General features: G+C 71.5%; 14 protein-coding genes. 6 read left to right on the forward strand and 8 right to left on the reverse strand.

The window, feature by feature from the left end:
• Positions 1-143 precede the first annotated feature (143 nt).
• From PV341_RS08855 to PV341_RS08870, 4 genes are all read left to right on the forward strand, one after another.
• The gene (locus tag PV341_RS08855; RefSeq protein WP_500326823.1) at positions 144-1,592 is read left to right on the forward strand and encodes a catalase; all 1,449 of its coding nucleotides are present in this window, start codon (positions 144-146) and stop codon (positions 1,590-1,592) included.
• A gap of 173 nt (positions 1,593-1,765) precedes the next feature.
• On the forward strand, positions 1,766-2,290 hold the full coding sequence (locus PV341_RS08860; protein WP_500326821.1) for a PadR family transcriptional regulator: 525 nt from the start codon (positions 1,766-1,768) through the stop codon (positions 2,288-2,290).
• Between the two features lie 17 nt (positions 2,291-2,307).
• The gene (locus PV341_RS08865; protein ID WP_500326852.1) at positions 2,308-2,973 is read left to right on the forward strand and encodes an ABC transporter ATP-binding protein; all 666 of its coding nucleotides are present in this window, start codon (positions 2,308-2,310) and stop codon (positions 2,971-2,973) included.
• Positions 2,970-5,363 carry an FtsX-like permease family protein gene (locus PV341_RS08870; RefSeq protein WP_500326819.1) on the forward strand — a complete coding sequence of 798 codons (2,394 nt, stop codon included), beginning with the start codon at positions 2,970-2,972 and terminating at the stop codon, positions 5,361-5,363. The genes PV341_RS08865 and PV341_RS08870 overlap by 4 nt, the downstream gene beginning before the upstream one ends.
• 18 nt (positions 5,364-5,381) lie before the next feature.
• On the opposite strand, the gene PV341_RS08875 is transcribed toward PV341_RS08870, so the two are convergent.
• Complete coding sequence (locus tag PV341_RS08875) at positions 5,382-6,329, reverse strand: LysR substrate-binding domain-containing protein (RefSeq protein WP_500326850.1); 948 nt, start codon at positions 6,327-6,329, stop codon at positions 5,382-5,384.
• A 262-nt stretch (positions 6,330-6,591) separates the two neighbouring features.
• Between PV341_RS08875 and PV341_RS08880 the strand changes: the two genes are divergently transcribed.
• Together PV341_RS08880 and PV341_RS08885 are read left to right on the forward strand one after the other, a co-directional pair.
• Positions 6,592-7,146: a peroxiredoxin gene (locus PV341_RS08880; RefSeq protein ID WP_361809491.1), complete on the forward strand. Its 555-nt coding sequence runs from the start codon at positions 6,592-6,594 to the stop codon at positions 7,144-7,146.
• A gap of 2 nt (positions 7,147-7,148) precedes the next feature.
• Positions 7,149-7,697 carry an alkyl hydroperoxide reductase gene (locus PV341_RS08885; protein WP_500326817.1) on the forward strand — a complete coding sequence of 183 codons (549 nt, stop codon included), beginning with the start codon at positions 7,149-7,151 and terminating at the stop codon, positions 7,695-7,697.
• Positions 7,698-7,756: 59 nt separating this feature from the next.
• Here PV341_RS08885 and PV341_RS08890 read toward each other — a convergent pair whose 3' ends face one another.
• The 7 genes from PV341_RS08890 to PV341_RS08920 form a co-directional block, all read right to left on the reverse strand.
• Entirely contained in the window at positions 7,757-8,599 is an 843-nt protein-coding gene (locus tag PV341_RS08890; protein WP_500326816.1) for a transglutaminase family protein, read from the reverse strand.
• Between the two features lie 5 nt (positions 8,600-8,604).
• Positions 8,605-9,540, reverse strand: coding sequence for an alpha-E domain-containing protein (locus tag PV341_RS08895; RefSeq protein ID WP_500326814.1), 936 nt, complete (start codon positions 9,538-9,540; stop codon positions 8,605-8,607).
• 41 nt (positions 9,541-9,581) lie between these two features.
• On the reverse strand, positions 9,582-11,165 hold the full coding sequence (locus PV341_RS08900) for a circularly permuted type 2 ATP-grasp protein (protein ID WP_500357285.1): 1,584 nt from the start codon (positions 11,163-11,165) through the stop codon (positions 9,582-9,584).
• A gap of 110 nt (positions 11,166-11,275) precedes the next feature.
• Positions 11,276-12,595: an AI-2E family transporter gene (locus PV341_RS08905; RefSeq protein WP_500326810.1), complete on the reverse strand. Its 1,320-nt coding sequence runs from the start codon at positions 12,593-12,595 to the stop codon at positions 11,276-11,278.
• A gap of 112 nt (positions 12,596-12,707) precedes the next feature.
• Entirely contained in the window at positions 12,708-13,376 is a 669-nt protein-coding gene (locus tag PV341_RS08910) for a lysozyme family protein (RefSeq protein WP_499513706.1), read from the reverse strand.
• Positions 13,377-13,774: 398 nt separating this feature from the next.
• Entirely contained in the window at positions 13,775-15,094 is a 1,320-nt protein-coding gene (phoH2, locus tag PV341_RS08915; protein ID WP_499513705.1) for a PhoH family protein, read from the reverse strand.
• A gap of 438 nt (positions 15,095-15,532) precedes the next feature.
• Positions 15,533-16,306 carry an isoprenyl transferase gene (locus tag PV341_RS08920; protein ID WP_500326808.1) on the reverse strand — a complete coding sequence of 258 codons (774 nt, stop codon included), beginning with the start codon at positions 16,304-16,306 and terminating at the stop codon, positions 15,533-15,535.
• Positions 16,307-16,345: the final 39 nt, after the last annotated feature.

Genomic DNA, 16,345 nt, shown 5'->3' on the forward strand with positions numbered 1-16,345 from the left:
GTTTTATTTCTGGACATTGTCCAGATCCATGGCGTGAAGTCATTGCCCGGCGTGCCGAGCCGGTGATTCAGTGTTTGTGTGGTCGTTAGCGACCAGGAGCCCCCGACGGACTCTTCCGAAGATCGACGGGAGGACACACTCACATGAGCACCCCCTACACCACCAACAACGCCGGGATCCCGGTGGAGAGCGACGCGCACTCGCTCACGGTGGGCTCGGACGGCCCCATCCTCCTCCAGGACCACTACCTGATCGAGAAGATGGCGCAGTTCAACCGCGAACGGGTACCGGAGCGTGTGGTGCACGCCAAGGGCTCGGGCGCGTACGGCGTCTTCGAGGTGACGAACGACGTCAGCCAGTTCACCAAGGCCGACCTCTTCCAGCCGGGACGCCGCACGGAGATGCTGGCCCGCTTCTCGACGGTCGCCGGCGAGCTGGGCAGCCCCGACACCTGGCGCGACCCGCGCGGTTTCGCCCTGAAGTTCTACACCGAGTACGGCAACTACGACATGGTCGGCAACAACACGCCGGTCTTCTTCGTACGCGACCCGATGAAGTTCCAGGACTTCATCCGCAGCCAGAAGCGCCGCCGTGACAGCTCGCTACGCGACAACAACATGCAGTGGGACTTCTGGACGCTGTCCCCGGAGTCGGCGCACATGGTCACCTGGCTGATGGGCGACCGCGGCGTGCCCAAGTCGTACCGCCACATGAACGGCTACAGCTCCCACACCTACATGTGGGTCAACGGCGGCGGCGAGCGGTTCTGGGTCAAGTACCACTTCAAGACCGACCAGGGGATCGACTTCCTCACCCAGGAGGAGGCCGACCACTACGCGGGCGCCGACGGCGATCTGCACCGCCGGGACCTGTACCAGGCCATCGAACGCGGCGAGCACCCCTCGTGGACGCTCTACATGCAGATCATGCCGTTCGACGACGCGGCGGACTACCGGTTCAACCCCTTCGACCTCACCAAGGTGTGGCCGCACGGCGACTACCCGCTGGTCGAGGTCGGCCGGATGACCCTGAACAAGAACCCCGAGGACTACTTCATCCACATCGAGCAGGCCGCCTTCGAGCCCAGCAACATGGTGCCCGGCATCGGCCCCTCGCCGGACAAGATGCTCCTCGGCCGGCTCTTCTCGTACGCCGACACCCACCGCTACCGGATCGGCCCCAACTACGCCCAGCTGCCGCCGAACCGGGCCCACACCGAGGTGCGCTCGTACGCCAAGGACGGGCCGATGCGCTACGAGCCGTCGCGCACCGCCGCGCCGTACGCGCCGAACTCCTTCGGCGGGCCCGAGGCCGACATCCGGCGCTTCGGCGACCCGGCCGGCTGGGAGGTGGCGGGCAACATGGTGCATGAGCCGTACAAGCTGCACCGCGAGGACGACGACTTCGGCCAGGCCGGGACGATGATCCGCCAGGTCCTGGACGACGCCGCCCGCGACCGGCTGGTCTCCAACGTGTCGGGCCACCTGAAGAACGGGGTCAGCGCCCCCGTCCTGGCCCGCGCGGTCGAGTACTGGCGCAACATCGACAAGGAGGTAGGCGACCGCATCGCCGCCAACGTCAACGGCCTGTGAGCCGGACCTCCCCACGGCCGCAGCCCCGGTGCACGTGATGTCCGTCCGTGCCCCGGGGCTGCATCGCGTCCGGAACGGGAAAACCCCTGGTCATGCGGGGTCCTGTCACCGGCTCGCCGCTATGCATGAGGTCTATACACCGTAGGTATACGCGTCGTGTAGAGTCCTCGGTCATGAGCATCGGCCACACCCTGCTCGGACTCCTGGAGTCCGGCCCGCGCCACGGATACGACCTGAAGCGGGCATTCGACGACAAGTTCGGCCACGACCGCCCGCTGCACTACGGCCAGGTCTACTCGACGATGGCGCGCCTGCTGAAGAACGGGCTGGTCGAGGTCGACGGCATCGAGCCCGGCGGCGGCCCGGAACGCAAGCGGTACGCGATCACCGAGGCCGGGATCACCGACGTCGAGAAGTGGCTCGGGCAGCCGGAGAAGCCCGAGCCCTACCTGCAGAACACCCTCTACACCAAGGTCGTCCTCGCGCTGCTCACCGGGCGCAGCGCCGCCGATCTCCTCGACACACAAAGGTCCGAGCATCTGCGGCTGATGCGGGAACTGACCGAACGCAAGCGGCACGGCGACTTCGCGGACCAGCTCATCTGCGACCACGCCCTGTTCCACCTGGAGGCGGACCTGCGGTGGCTGGAGCTCACCGCCGCCCGCCTGGACCTACTCGCGGCGGAGGTAGCCGAGTGAGCACCACGGAGAACCTGATGGAGGCCGTCGACCTGCACAAGGCGTACGGCCCGACCCCGGCCCTGGACGGCGCGGAGTTCGCGATACGCGCCGGGGAGGTGGTCGCGGTCATGGGGCCGTCCGGCTCCGGCAAGTCGACGCTGCTGCACTGCCTGGCCGGCATCGTCCGGCCGGACTCCGGCCAGGTGCTGTACCGGGGACGGGACCTGACCGCGATGAGCGACGCCGAGCGCAGCGCGCTGCGCCGCGGGGAGTTCGGCTTCGTCTTCCAGTTCGGCCAGCTCGTCCCGGAGCTGACCTGCGTGGAGAACGTGGCGCTGCCGCTGCGGCTGAACGGCACCCGGCGCAAGGAGGCCGAGGCGCGCGCCGGCGAGTGGCTGGCCCGGCTGGAGGTCGACGACCTGGCCGGCAAGCGTCCCGGCGAGATCTCCGGCGGCCAGGGCCAGCGGGTCGCGGTGGCGCGGGCGCTGGTCACCGGCCCGCGGGTGGTCTTCGCCGACGAGCCGACCGGCGCCCTGGACTCCCTCAACGGCGAGCGGGTGATGCGCATGCTGACCGACGCCGCCCGTGACACCGACGCCGCCGTCGTCCTGGTCACGCACGAGGCGCGGGTGGCCGCCTACTCCGACCGCGAGGTCGTCGTCCGCGACGGCAAGTCCCGCGACATGGAGAGGGTGGCATGAGCACCTCCGGACAGGGCGGTACCGGCGGCATGGTCGGGACCTGGGTCCGCGACCTCGCCCTCGGCCTGCGCTTCGCGGCGACCGGCGGCCGCGAGGGCTGGACCCGCACCGTCCTCACCGCGGTCGGCGTCGGCCTCGGTGTGGCGATGCTGCTGCTGGCGGCCGCCGTGCCCGCCATGATGAGCGCCCGCAACGACCGGGCGTACGAGCGGGACTACTCCTGGTTCAAGGAGCCGCCCAAGCAGACCGCCAGCACGGTGCTGTACTCCTCGGCCGACACCAACTTCCGCGAGGACAACATCCGCGGTCTGCTGCTCAAGGCCGACGGTGACCGGCCGGTGCTCCCGCCGGGCGTCAAGACGATGCCCGCGCCCGGTGAGATGGTGGTCTCCCCCGCGCTGAAGAAGCTGCTCGACCAGCCCGGCAGCAAGCTGCTGCGGGAACGGCTGGACTACCGCCTCGCCGGCGTCATCGGCGACCAGGGCCTGCTCGGACCCGCCGAACTGGCCTACTACGCGGGCAGCGACTCCCTCGTCGCCAGGAACGCGGACGGCACCTCCGGGAACGCCACCCGCATCCCGTACTTCGGGCGCGGTGAGGTGAAGGGCGATCCTCTGGGCGGCGTGCTGACCCTGCTGGTCGTCATCATCGTCGTGGTGCTGCTGATGCCGGTGGCCGTCTTCATCGGCACCGCGGTGCGCTTCGGCGGCGAACGCCGGGACCGGCGGCTGGCCGCGCTGCGGCTGGTCGGCGCGGACAGCAGGATGACCCGGCGGATCGCGGCCGGCGAGGCACTGTTCGGCTCCCTGCTCGGACTCGCCGTGGGCACGGGGATCTTCCTGGTCACCCGGCAGTTCTCGCCCGATGTGACGCTGTACGACATCAGCGTCTACCCGTCCGACATCACGCCCGGTCCCGGGCTGGCCGCACTGGTGGCGGTGGCGGTTCCGGGGGCGGCGGTCGCGGTCACCCTGCTGGCGATGCGCGGCATCGCCGTCGAGCCGCTCGGAGTGGTGCGCAAGGCCACCGCGCAGAAGCGCAGGCTGTGGTGGCGGCTGCTGATCCCGCTGGCCGGGCTCGGACTGCTGGCCCCGCTGTTCGGGAGCATCTCCCAGAACACCTCGGTCAACCCCTACCAGGTGACGGCCGGCGTGGTCCTGCTGCTGGTCGGTCTCACCGCCGTACTGCCCTGGCTGGTCGAGTCGGTCGTCGGCCGCCTCCGCGGCGGCCCGCTGCCCTGGCAGCTGGCCACCCGCCGCATCCAGCTCAACAGCAGTGCCGCCGCCCGCATGGTCAGCGGTGTCACCGTCGCCGTCGCGGGGGCGATCGCCCTCCAGTCGCTCTTCACGGGGGTCCAGAGCGACTTCGTCACGGCGACCGGAGACGACCCGGAGCGCGCCCAGCTCAGCATCATGCAGACCGTCGACAGCGGGGCCGAGGCGCAGCGCGTGGAGAAGGCCTTCGCCGAGACCCCGGGCATCCGCGCGGTGCTCGGCGTCATCCAGGACGACGCCGCCCGGGGGGACATCTCGAAGCGGATGGGCGTCGACGGGAGCCAGAGCGTACCCCTGGTCCTGGGCGACTGCGTGACGCTGCGCGAACTCGCCCACGTCGGGGCCGGCTGCGCCGACGGCGACGTGTTCCTGGTGTCCGACCCCGGCGGCTACGGTGACATGAGCTTCGCCGAGCCCGGCGACACGCTCGACCTCAACACGCCGGTCACGGACAAGTACACCGGCACGCCGCGGCCGTGGCGCATCCCGGCGGACGCCCGCACGGTGCAGTCCCGCGTCTCACCGGACGGGAACCAGGAGTGGGGCGTGCTGGCCACCCCCGGTGCCCTGGACGTGGCGGCCCTGCGCACGCCCGCCGTCCGGCTCATGCTGAGGACCGACCCGGGCTCGCCGGACGCCGTCGAGCACGCCCGCAACACCGCGGCACGGATCGACCCCACGCTCAGCGTCTTCCAGCTGACCGCCACCAGCGAGGACCGCAAGTTCGCGACGATCCGGCGCGGGCTGTTCATCGGCGCCACGGCCACCCTGGCCCTGATCGGCGCGAGCCTGCTGGTCTCCATGCTGGAGCAACTGCGCGAGCGCAGGCGGCTGCTGGCCGTCCTGGTCGCCTTCGGCACCCGGCGGTCCGTGCTCGGGCTGTCGGTCCTCTGGCAGACCGCGCTGCCGGTCGCCCTGGGACTCGTCCTCGCCGTCGTCGGGGGTGCCGGTCTCGGCGCCGCCCTGCGGACGATGGTGGGTGAGGACCCCCGCGTCGACTGGGCGAGCGTGGGCGCCATGACCGGCGCCGGAGCGGGAGTGGTCATCCTGGTCACGGCGCTGAGCCTGCCGCCGCTGTGGCGGATGATGCGTCCGGACGGTCTGCGCACCGAGTGACCCCGGGCGGTTCGCCCGTCAGCGGGCGAACCGTACCGGCAGCGGCGCCAGGGCACCGCGCAGTGCGGAGGCGAAGGCCTGAAACTCCTCCGCGCGCGCGGTGCCCGCGCGCATCGCCAGCGCGATGCGCCGTGACGGCGCCGGGTCGGCGAAGTACCCCGTGGCGAGGTCCGCGCTGCGTCCGGTCTCCACCGGGACCGCCGTCCGCGGCAGCAGCGTCACCCCGAGCCCGCCGGCCACCAGCTGCACCAGCGTGGACAGCCCCGCCGCGGTCGTGGTGGCGGTCGCCCCTTCGGTGCGGCCCGCCTCCCGGCAGACGTCCAGCGCCTGGTCGCGCAGGCAGTGCCCCTCCTCCAGCAGCAGCAGGTCCAACTGCCGCAGGGCCTCGCGGGGGATGTCCATCCGTCCGGCCAGCCAGTGGTCGCGCGGGGTGACCAGGACGAAGTCCTCGTCGAATAGCGGCAGTTCGGCGACGGCGGGGACACCGAGCGGTACGGCGAGCAGCAGCAGGTCCAGCCGGCCCGCCGTGAGGCCGTCCAGCAGCGAGGACGTCTGCTCCTCGTGCACCTGCAGGTCGAGCTCCGGGTACGTGTCGTGCGCCAGCCGCAGCACGGTCGGCAGCAGGTAGGGCGCCACCGTCGGGATCACCCCGAGCCGCAGCACCCCGGTGAAGGGCGCGCGCGCCGCCTCCGCCTCGTCGAGCAGGTCGCCGACCGCTCCCAGCACCGCCCGCGCCCGGACCGCGAGGCGCTCCCCCGCCGAGGTCAGCAGCACCTTGCGGGTCGTGCGCTCCACGAGCACCACCCCGAGCGCCTCCTCCAGCGCGGCGACCGCCCCGGACAGCGCCGGCTGGCTCGTGCCGATCGCCGCGGCCGCGTCCCTGAAGTGCAGGTGCTCGGCGACGGCCGCGAAGGCCCGCAGCTGGGAAAGGCTCGGCTGGCGCTGGCTGCCGCGCTGACTACTGATAACCGCCTCCGATCAACGACCTCCAGTCTAGTTGCGTACGCGATCAATGACCGACGGGGCCGGGCGGCCGTCCGCCCCCTGTGGTGCCGGTCACTCTGCGCAGCGGCACGCCGGAGCCTCACTCGTCGATAAGGGCTTCCGATCAATGCGACCCGCCGGGGCGATTTCACTGATCAATGACCTCATGGCAGGGTGAGCGGGACCCATCGAGGGACCGTGCGGCCACCCCGCGCCCGGGTCCCGACCCTCCCTAGGAGTGCGCGTGCTCACCGTCGGTGACAAGTTCCCCACGTTCGAACTGACCGCCTGTGTGGACCTCGACCCCGAGAAGGCCTTCGCCCAGATCGACCACAAGTCGTACGAGGGCAAGTGGAAGGTCTACTTCGCGTGGCCGAAGGACTTCACCTTCGTCTGCCCGACGGAGATCGCGGCGTTCGGCAAGCTGAACGACGAGTTCGCCGACCGTGACGCGCAGATCCTCGGCTTCTCCGTCGACTCCGAGTTCGTGCACCACGCCTGGCGCAAGGACCACGACGACCTGCGCGACCTGCCCTTCCCGATGCTGTCGGACATCAAGCGCGAGCTGTGCACCGACCTCGGCATCCTCGGCGAGGACGGCGTCGCCCAGCGCGCCACCTTCATCGTCGACCCGAACAACGAGATCCAGTTCGTCATGGTGACCGCCGGTTCCGTGGGCCGTAACCCCAAGGAGGTCCTGCGGGTCCTCGACGCGCTGCAGACGGACGAGCTGTGCCCCTGCAACTGGAAGAAGGGCGACGAGACCCTCGACGTCGTCAAGCTGCTGGCCGGTGAGTGACCGTGGCGCTCGATGAGCTGAAGTCCGCGCTGCCGGACTACGCCAAGGACCTCAAGCTCAACCTGGGCTCCGTGATCGGCAACGCCGAGGACACGGGACTCCTCACCCAGCAGCAGCTGTGGGGCACGGTGCTGGCCACCGCCATCGCCTCGCGCTCGGCCGTCGTGCTGCGCGCGCTGGAGCCCGAGGCCCGCGAGAACCTCTCGCCGGAGGCGTACCAGGCCGCCAAGGCCGCCGCCGCCATCATGGCGATGAACAACGTCTACTACCGGACCCGGCACCTGCTGTCGGACCCGGAGTACGGCAACCTGCGGGCCGGTCTGCGGATGAACGTCATCGGCAACCCGGGCGTCGACAAGACCGACTTCGAGCTCTGGTCGCTGGCGGTCTCGGCGATCAACGGCTGCGGGATGTGCCTCGACTCGCACGAGCAGGTGCTGCGCAAGGCGGGCGTCGAGCGCGAGACGGTCCAGGAAGCCTTCAAGATCGCCGCCGTCGTGCAGGCGGTCGCGGCGACCCTGGACGCCGAGGCGGTCCTCGCCGGCGCGTGACGCGTGCTCCTGGGGCCCGGCCACCCTTCGGGGGAGCCGGGCCCTTCGGCCGTCCCGCGTCAGGCCAGCCGCGTGAACTCCACCGTGACCCGGGGCGGTCCGCTGGCGGCGCCGCGGTAGACGCCCTTGTGCGGTGTGACGTCCCCGTAGTCGCGGCCTCGGCCCACCACGACGTGGGACTCGTCGGCGCGGCAGCGGTTCGTGGGGTCGTAGCCGTACCACTCCCCCGCCCAGTACTCGACCCAGGCGTGGCTCTGCCCGGCGACGGCCCGGTGCAGACCGGCCTCGCGGTCCGGGTGCAGGTAGCCCGACACGTACCGCGTGGGCAGCCCGATGCCGCGCAGCAGCCCGGCCGTCAGGTGGGCGATGTCCTGGCAGACGCCGGCGCCCTGCTCCCAGGCCTCCTGCGCGGAGGTGTGGACCGCGGTGGCGCCCGGCACATACGCCACCCGGTCGGCAACCGACTCCGCCACCGCGACCGCCGCCTCATGGGGGTCGAGCCCCGCCACCGCGTCCCGGACGGCGCCGGTGACCTCGGGGGCGACGCAGGTCCGCGGCGTGGACGCGATGTGCTCCAGCAGCCGCGTCGCCGCGGCCCGTCCGGCGATCTCCGGCCATCCGGCCGGGGTGCGGAGCGGTGCCGGCGGCGCGGTCTCGACCAGCGAGACCGCGGTGATGACCAGGTCCGCGTGCGGTTCCGTCAGGTCGAAGCAGGTGACCTGGGTGCCCCAGTAGTCCCAGTACGACCAGGTGGTGGTCGCCGGGCTGACGGTGACCCGGGCGTCGAGGGTCGTCTGGCGGGGCAGGGTGAGCGGGGTCATGCGGACCTCGTTGTGGGAGGAGACCGCCGCCTCGGAGTAGCCGACCCGGGTCTCGTGCCGGATGCGCAGTCTGCGGGCCATCGCGCTCACGCTCCTTCCTGCGCCCACGCCATGGCGCCCTGGTAGGGGAAGAACCGTTCCGCCACAGCCTCGGCCGAGGCCATGCACGCCTGCTGGAGGTCGCGCAGCAGCAGCGGCAGCGCCTCCTCCAGGCTGCCGGAGTCCAGGTACTCCAGCCGGGTGCGCATACGCCCGATGGGTCGGCGGGCCGGGTCGTGCCGGGGTCTGCCCAGCTCCGTGAGGCAGTCCTCGGCGGTGGTGAGCGCATGCAGCGCGCTGCGCGGGAAGTCCCGGTCCAGCAGCAGGAACTCCGCGACCCGCGCGGTGTCCCCGAATCCTCCGTACACCCGGGCGAAGGCCTCGTCCGCGCCGCTGGCACTGAGCAGCGTCGGCCAGTCGGGGGCGTGCGCGGCGTCCAGGACCCGCACCGCGAGCAACCGTACGGTCATGTCGACGCGTTCGAGGCTCCGGCCGAGCACCATGAAGCGCCAGCTGTCGTCCCGGCTCATCGTGGAGTCGGTGAGCCCGGCGAAGAGGGCCGCCCTGCGGCGTACGAGGTCCAGGTAGGCGTACGGACCGGTGCGGCGCGCGGCGCGGCGCTGCTCGCCCAGGGCATGCCAGGTGGAGTTGAGGCACTGCCACATGTCGGAGGAGATCGCCTCGCGCGCGCTGCGTGCGTTCGCGCGGGCGGCGCCGAGCGCCCCCTCGATGGAGCCTGGGCTGCGCGCGTCGAAGGCGAGGGCGTCCATCACCTGGTCCATGTCGCAGGGCTGGTCGCCCGGGGCGGACAAGCCGAGGATCGCGTACAGCGATCGGCACGCGGCGTCCTCGTCCCGCCAGGGGTCCTCCAGCAACCGGTGCAGGTAGGCGTCGAGGATGCGGGCGGTGGCGTCGGCGCGCTCGACGTAGCGGCCGGTCCAGGTCAGCGCCTCCGCGATGCGGGAGAGGATGATGTCGTTCATCGCCGTGCCTCCTGCCGGTCCGGTCGGTGCCGTCGGTGCCGTCACTGCTGCTGGGCTCCTTCCTGCTCGGACGGACCACGGCCGCCGCCGGGTCCGAGGTGGCGCGGGGCCACCGACGGCGGCACGGCCGCCGCGCCCTCCGCCTCCGCCGCGTCCTGCTCCGGCGGCCCGCCGAAGGCCTCGGCGGACCGGCGCGCCGGCGCCAGTACCCAGGTGTCCTTCGAGCCGCCGCCCTGGCTGGAGTTGACGATGAGGTTGCCCTCCCGCAGGGCGACCCGGGTGAGGCCGCCGGGCAGCACCCAGATCTCGTCCCCGTCGTTGACGGCGAAGGGCCGCAGGTCGATGTGGCGCGGGGCGACCCCGCCGTCGGCGAAGGTCGGCGAGGTCGACAGGGCGACCGGGCGCTGGGCGATCCAGCCCCGGGGGTCGGCGGCCACCGCCTTGCGGGTCCGCTCCAGGGTCGCGGCGTCGGCGGCGGGCCCGATGACGATGCCGGAACCCCCCGCCCCGTCGACCGGCTTGACGACGAGCTGGTCGATCTGGTCGAGGACGGCCTCCAGCCGGCCGGGCTCGTCGGGCCGGAAGGACTCGACGTTGGGCAGGACGGGCTCCTCACCGAGGTAGTAGCGGATCAGGTCGGGGACGTAGGTGTAGAGCAGTTTGTCGTCGGCGATCCCGTTGCCCACGGCGTTGGCGAGGGTGACGTTCCCGGCCGTCGCGGCGCCCAGGATGCCCGGGCAGCCGATCACCGAGTCCGGCCGGAAGTGCAGCGGGTCGAGGAAGTCGTCGTCGAGCCGGCGGTATACGACGTGGACCGGCACCTCGCCGCGGGTCGTCCGCATCCACACCCGGTTGCCGGAGCACACCAGGTCGTCCCCCTGGACCAGTTGCACCCCCATCAGCCGGGCCAGCAGTGCGTGCTCGAAGTACGCGGCGTTGCTCGGTCCCGGGGTGAGCACGACGACCTGCGGGTCGGTCACCCCCGCGGGCGCGGCGGCACGCAGCGCCGCCAGCAGCCGCTGGCCGTAGGCGTCCACCGGACGCACCGGCTGCTCCGCGAAGAGGGAGGGGAACATCCGGGTCATCGCCCGCCGGTTCTCGATGACGTAGCTGACGCCGGAGGGGACGCGCACGTTGTCCTCCAGGACCCGGAACGCGCCCTGTTCGTCCCGGACGAGGTCGATCCCGCTCACGTGCACACGCACCCCGTTCGGGGGCTCGACGCCGTGCGCCGCCCGGTGGAAGTGCGGGGACTGCAGCAGCAGCCGCCAGGGGACGACGCCGTCCTCGAAGGCGCGGGCCGGGCCGTAGGCGTCGGCGAGGTAGGCCTCCAGCGCCCTTACCCGCTGGATCACCCCGCGCTGGACCAGGTCCCACTCCAGGGCGTCGAGGACCCGCGGGACGAGGTCGAGCGGCCAGGGCCGCTCCTCCCCCGCGAAGGCGTAGGTGACCCCGCGGTCCGTGAACGAACGGGCCATCTGGTCCGCCCGGAACCTCAGCTCGGCCGCTTCCATGGGCTGCAGGGCGGCCAGTACCGGCTCATAGGCGGTCCTGACCACACCCGGCCGCTCGAACATCTCGTCCCACGCGTCGGCCAACGCGTACGCGTCAAATATGTCCGCCATGACGCGACGTTAGGCGCACTGTGTGACGCACCGGTCACGGTGCGATTTCCGGGAGCGCACACGCGCGCGGCCGCCCCGAGGGGCGGCCGCGGCACCGGGTGGTCACACCGTCAGACGGTCTCCCCCGGCGTGGCGTCGGGGAGTCCCCGCGCACCGACCGGCGCCACCTCGGCGGCCGTCGCGCCGTGCGGTGCGGGCTCGTCGGCCATCGCCGCCTCCCGGGAGTGGGCCCGCAGGTAGCCGACCACGGTGTTGGTCACCGCGACCAGCGGTACGGCCACGACCGCCCCGCCGATCCCCGCGATGAGCGAACCGGCGGCCACCGACAGGATCACGCCGAGCGGATGCACCCGCACCGCCCGGCCCAGGATGAACGGCTGCAGGATGTGGCCCTCGATCTGCTGCACCAGCAGGACCACCACCAGCACCATCAGCGCCGTGAACGGACCTTCCGTCACCAGCGCCACCACCATCGCGATGACACCTGAGGCGACCGCGCCGACCAGGGGGACGAACGCGGCGAGGAAGATGATGACGGCCAGCGGCACCGCCATCGGCACCCCGAGGATGCCGATGCCGATGCCGATGAAGATGGCGTCGATCAGGGCCACTATCACCGTGCCGCGCACGTAGAGGGTGAGCGTGCGCCAGGCGCGCGGCCCCGCGCCGCCGAGGCCGTCGCGGGCGTCCACGGGGAAGAGCTTGAGGAACCAGTTCCAGATGTTCCGGCCGTCGTAGAGCAGGAAGAGCGTGCTGAACATCGCCAGGAGGATGCCGGTGAGCATCTCCACGACGACGGTGACGCCCTGCAGCCCGGCGTCGGTCAGCGCCTTGGAGTTGGTGCCGATCGCCTCCTGGAGGTTCTTGGCGATCTGGTTGATCTGGTCCTCGGTCACGTGGAACGGGCTGTTGAGCAGCCAGCGCTTCAGTTCGGTGATGCCGTCCTGGAGGCTGTTGGAGAGGTTGTCGATGTTCTCCATGACCTGCCAGACCACGAACCAGCCGACCAGGCCCATCATCACGAAGCCGCCGATGAAGACGATGGCCGTGGCGAACCCGCGCGGCACCCCCAACCGCTTCAGCCGGCCCACGAAGGGCTGCAGCAGCGCGGTGATCAGCAGCGCGGCGACGAAGGAGAGGACGACCAGCTGTATGGTGCCGATCACCCGCATCAGCACCCAGACCGTGCCGGCCAGCACCAGCAGCCGCCAGCCGAGTTCGGCCGCGACCCGCATGCTCCACGGCACCCGGGCGACCGGGTCGCCGGGGCCGGAGGTGCGCGCCGGGTACCGGCGCGCGGCCTGCTCCTCCTGACGGCGGGCCTCCTCGCGGGCGCCCGCGGCCGCGGCCCGGCGCTGTTCCTCCAGCCTCCCGGCGAGCTTGGCGAGCTCCGCCGCCAGCCCGGAGCCCCATTGGCGCTTCTCCGACATCGCTTCCCCTGTCCCCCGCCCCCCGGCCTGTCCGTCCGCACCACCGTACGCGCAACGAGCCCCCGATCCCTCAAGGGGTCGGGGGCTCGTCGGCGATTTGTGGATGTACGGCCTAGTACCAGTGGTTGGCCTGCCAGAACGACCAGGCACCGCAGGGGCTGCCGTACCGGCTGTTCATGTAGTTGAGGCCCCACTTGATCTGGGTACCGGGATTGGTGCGCCAGTCGGCGCCCGCGGAGGCCATCTTGGAGCCGGGCAGGGCCTGGACGAGACCGTAGGCGCCGGAAGAGGCGTTCGTCGCGGTGTAGTTCCAGCCGCTCTCACGGGTGACGATGTTGGAGAAGCACTGGTACTGGGAGGCGTCGCCTATGAGGCCCTGGGCCATGGCCTGGACTTCGGAGACCGTGTACGAGGCCTTCACGACCAGCGCGGCGCGCTCCGCGGCGCGGGAGGCCTCCTTGGCCTTGCGGTCGGCCTCGGCCTTCTCCTCCGCCTTCTTCCGGGCGGAGGCGTCCTTGGCGGCCTGCTTGCGCGCTGCCTCCTCGGCGGCCTTCTTCGCGCCGGCGTCGGCGGCGTCGGACTGCGCCTGCACCTGCTGCGTGAGGGAAGCCTGCTGGACCTGCTGCCCAGCGGGTATGTCCGCGAGGACGGTGGTCGCATCGGCGGCGGCGACGGGCTGTACGACACCCTCGCTACCGGAGGCGACACCGACGACGGCGCCCACAGTGGTGACCGCAGTGGCCGAAGCCACCGCGAATCCCCGGACCGAGATCCGGCTCACACGGTTTCCTTCCAGCGTCGCCCGCTTGGTGACCTCACGGACGCGATCGTGCCCCTTCGCACTGGCTTCCTGCTGCACCGGTCACAGAAGCACTGGCCCGGTGCGGCTCCCCCGACGGGGCGGGAGTCCGCTGATTCGGTTCGGGCGGCCCACGGCGAACGCTGTTCAGTTCTGAGGTTCCGTACGTTTGCGGGTACGGGTGTGCCGAGGGCGGGGGCCTGACAGAACCGACAGCCTGCCGTAGCCGGACGCGTCCACGCAATTCCCCGTTGCGTGTCAAAGCTCACACGCCACGTGGGCCACGGAAATTTCCGTTACGCATCCGTAGCCTCCGGACACAGCGCTAGGCTGCTGCGCCCTCGCGGCGCAGCAGCCTAGCGGACCGTCCAACTCGTCTGTTACGCCCGCCCGTCCTCCAGCATCTCCGTCACGAGCGCGGCGATCGGCGAGCGCTCGGAGCGGGTCAGGGTGATGTGCGCGAACAGCGGGTGGCCCTTGAGCTTCTCGACGACGGCGACCACTCCGTCGTACCGACCCACCCTCAGGTTGTCGCGCTGGGCGACGTCATGAGTCAGGACAACCCGGGAATTCTGCCCAATACGGGACAACACGGTCAGCAGGACGTTGCGCTCCAGGGACTGCGCCTCGTCGACGATCACGAAGGCGTCGTGCAGGGAGCGGCCCCGGATGTGCGTGAGGGGCAGGACCTCCAGCATGCCGCGCGCCACGACCTCCTCGATGACCTCCTTCGACGTCACCGCGCCCAGGGTGTCGAAGACCGCCTGGGCCCACGGGCTCATCTTCTCCGCCTCGGTGCCCGGCAGGTAGCCGAGCTCCTGACCGCCCACGGCGTACAGCGGCCGGAAGACCATGACCTTCTGGTGCTGCTGACGCTCCAGCACCGCCTCCAGCCCCGCGCACAGCGCCAGCGCCGACTTGCCGGTGCCGGCCCGGCCGCCCATCGACACGATGCCGACGTCCGGGTCGAGCAGCAGGTCCAGCGCGATCCGCTGCTCGGCGCTGCGGCCGTGGATGCCGAAGGCCTCCCGGTCGCCGCGCACCAGCCGGACCCGGCCGTCGGCCGTGACCCGGCCGAGCGCCTTGCCGCGGTCCGACTGCAGCACCAGACCGGTGTGCACCGGGAGCCCGGCCGCGTCGGGCACGTCGACCGTCTCCTCCTGGAAGAGGTCGTCCACCTCCTGGGCCGAGACCTGCAGCTCGTGCATCCCCGTCCACCCGGAGGTGATCGCCAGCTCGGCCCGGTACTCCTCGGCCAGCAGGCCGACGGAGGAGGCCTTGACGCGCAGCGGCAGGTCCTTGGAGACGACGGTGACGTCGTACCCCTCGGCCTGGAGGTTCCGGGCCACCGCGAGGATCCGCGAGTCGTTGTCGCCCAGGCGGAACCCCGCGGGCAGCACGCCCGGGTCCGAGTGGTTCAGCTCGACGCGCAGGGTGCCGCCCAGCTCGCCGATCGGGATGGGTGCGTCCAGCCGCCCGTACCGGATCCGGTACTCGTCGAGCAGCCGCAACGCCTGGCGGGCGAAGTAGCCGAGCTCGGGGTGGTGGCGCTTGGCTTCCAACTCGGTCACCACCACGACCGGCAGGACCACCTCGTGCTCATCGAAGCGGAGGAGGGCATGCGGGTCGGCAAGCAGCACGCTGGTGTCGAGTACGTAAGTGCGCCGGTCGTGCTCACGGCGATTCTTGCTGGTCACCACGTGTGGACGAACCCCCTCGGAAGAGGTCGGGGTGCGACGGCGTCGCGCGGGACAGGGCCGGGACCGACCAGAAGGGCCGGACCACGGCCCTTCGAGTCGACGCGGTCAATGCCGTCCGAGTCAAGGGTTGACAACGGCACGTCCGTGAGCAAGGGGCCTCCCGGGCGGACGGGCCAGGTGCCGTCCGCTTCTGTCCGACATCCATGGGCCGGATGTCGGTCTGACGGGTCTATTCCCTCGAAAGTGGAGGCCTATGCGACTGCATATGACAGGTGTTGGCCCGGGCCCTACCCTTGCCGCCCCGCCGCCCGATGTTCGCGCCCCCGTCGCCGGGACGTAATCCGGCCACCGCCCCTTCGGCCGTTCGCCGCAAGCCGGGTGTGGCGCATCTCTCCCCGGCAGGGCCGTTCGGGTGACGCCGGGAGCCGGGGCCCGCGCTCAGGCCCCGAAGCGCCGGTGCCGCGCCGCATAGTCACGCAACGCCCGCAGGAAGTCCACCCTGCGGAACGCCGGCCAGAACACCTCGCAGAAGTAGTACTCCGAATGCGCGCTCTGCCAGAGCATGAAGCCCGACAGGCGCTGCTCGCCGGAGGTGCGGATGACGAGGTCGGGGTCGGGCTGGCCGCGGGTGTAGAGGTGCTCCGCGATGTGGTCGATGTCGAGGATCTCCGCGAGGTCCTCGATGGACGTGCCGCGGCCGGCGTGCTCGTGGAGGAGGGAGCGGACCGCGTCGGCGATCTCCTGGCGGCCGCCGTAGCCCACGGCGACGTTGACGAGTATGCCCTCGACGCCCTCCGTGGCCTGCTCGGCCTCCTTGAGGACGGACTGGGTACGGGCGGGCAGCAGGTCCTTCGCGCCGACGTGGTGGACACGCCAGCGGCCGGTCGCGGCGAGCCCGCGGACCGCGTCCTCGATGATGCCGAGCAGCGGGACGAGTTCCTCCGCCGGGCGGTCCAGGTTGTCCGTCGAGAGCAGCCAGAGCGTGACGACCTCGACGCCGGTCTCCTCGGACCAGCCGAGGACCTCGGTGATCTTGTCCGCGCCGGCCCGGTGGCCCTGCTCGGTCGTCCGCGCGGCGGCCTTGGCCCAGCGGCGGTTGCCGTCGAGGATGACGCCGATGTGCTTGGGGCCCTGCGACAGGTCGAGCCGGCGCTCCACACGGTGGGCGTACAGGTCGGTCAACCTGAGACGTACCAGGTCGCGCAGATTCATTGGCGGGCCCCTCCTGCGGTCGTCACCCCTTCGCCACCC

This window comes from Streptomyces sp. PA03-1a (assembly GCF_033792805.1).
Taxonomy (GTDB): Bacteria; Actinomycetota; Actinomycetes; order Streptomycetales; family Streptomycetaceae; genus Actinacidiphila.

What these genes read in the sequence shown, in the direction of transcription:
- PV341_RS08855 (WP_500326823.1), top strand. Translation starts at nt 144, where the DNA reads ATGAGCACCCCCTACACCACCAACAACGCCGGGATCCCGGTGGAGAGC.
- PV341_RS08860 (WP_500326821.1), top strand. Translation starts at nt 1,766, where the DNA reads ATGAGCATCGGCCACACCCTGCTCGGACTCCTGGAGTCCGGCCCGCGC.
- PV341_RS08890 (WP_500326816.1), bottom strand. Translation starts at nt 8,599, where the DNA reads ATGGCCCGCAGACTGCGCATCCGGCACGAGACCCGGGTCGGCTACTCC.
- PV341_RS08905 (WP_500326810.1), bottom strand. Translation starts at nt 12,595, where the DNA reads ATGTCGGAGAAGCGCCAATGGGGCTCCGGGCTGGCGGCGGAGCTCGCC.
- PV341_RS08900 (WP_500357285.1), bottom strand. Translation starts at nt 11,165, where the DNA reads ATGGCGGACATATTTGACGCGTACGCGTTGGCCGACGCGTGGGACGAG.
- PV341_RS08865 (WP_500326852.1), top strand. Translation starts at nt 2,308, where the DNA reads ATGGAGGCCGTCGACCTGCACAAGGCGTACGGCCCGACCCCGGCCCTG.
- PV341_RS08870 (WP_500326819.1), top strand. Translation starts at nt 2,970, where the DNA reads ATGAGCACCTCCGGACAGGGCGGTACCGGCGGCATGGTCGGGACCTGG.
- PV341_RS08920 (WP_500326808.1), bottom strand. Translation starts at nt 16,306, where the DNA reads ATGAATCTGCGCGACCTGGTACGTCTCAGGTTGACCGACCTGTACGCC.
- PV341_RS08895 (WP_500326814.1), bottom strand. Translation starts at nt 9,540, where the DNA reads ATGAACGACATCATCCTCTCCCGCATCGCGGAGGCGCTGACCTGGACC.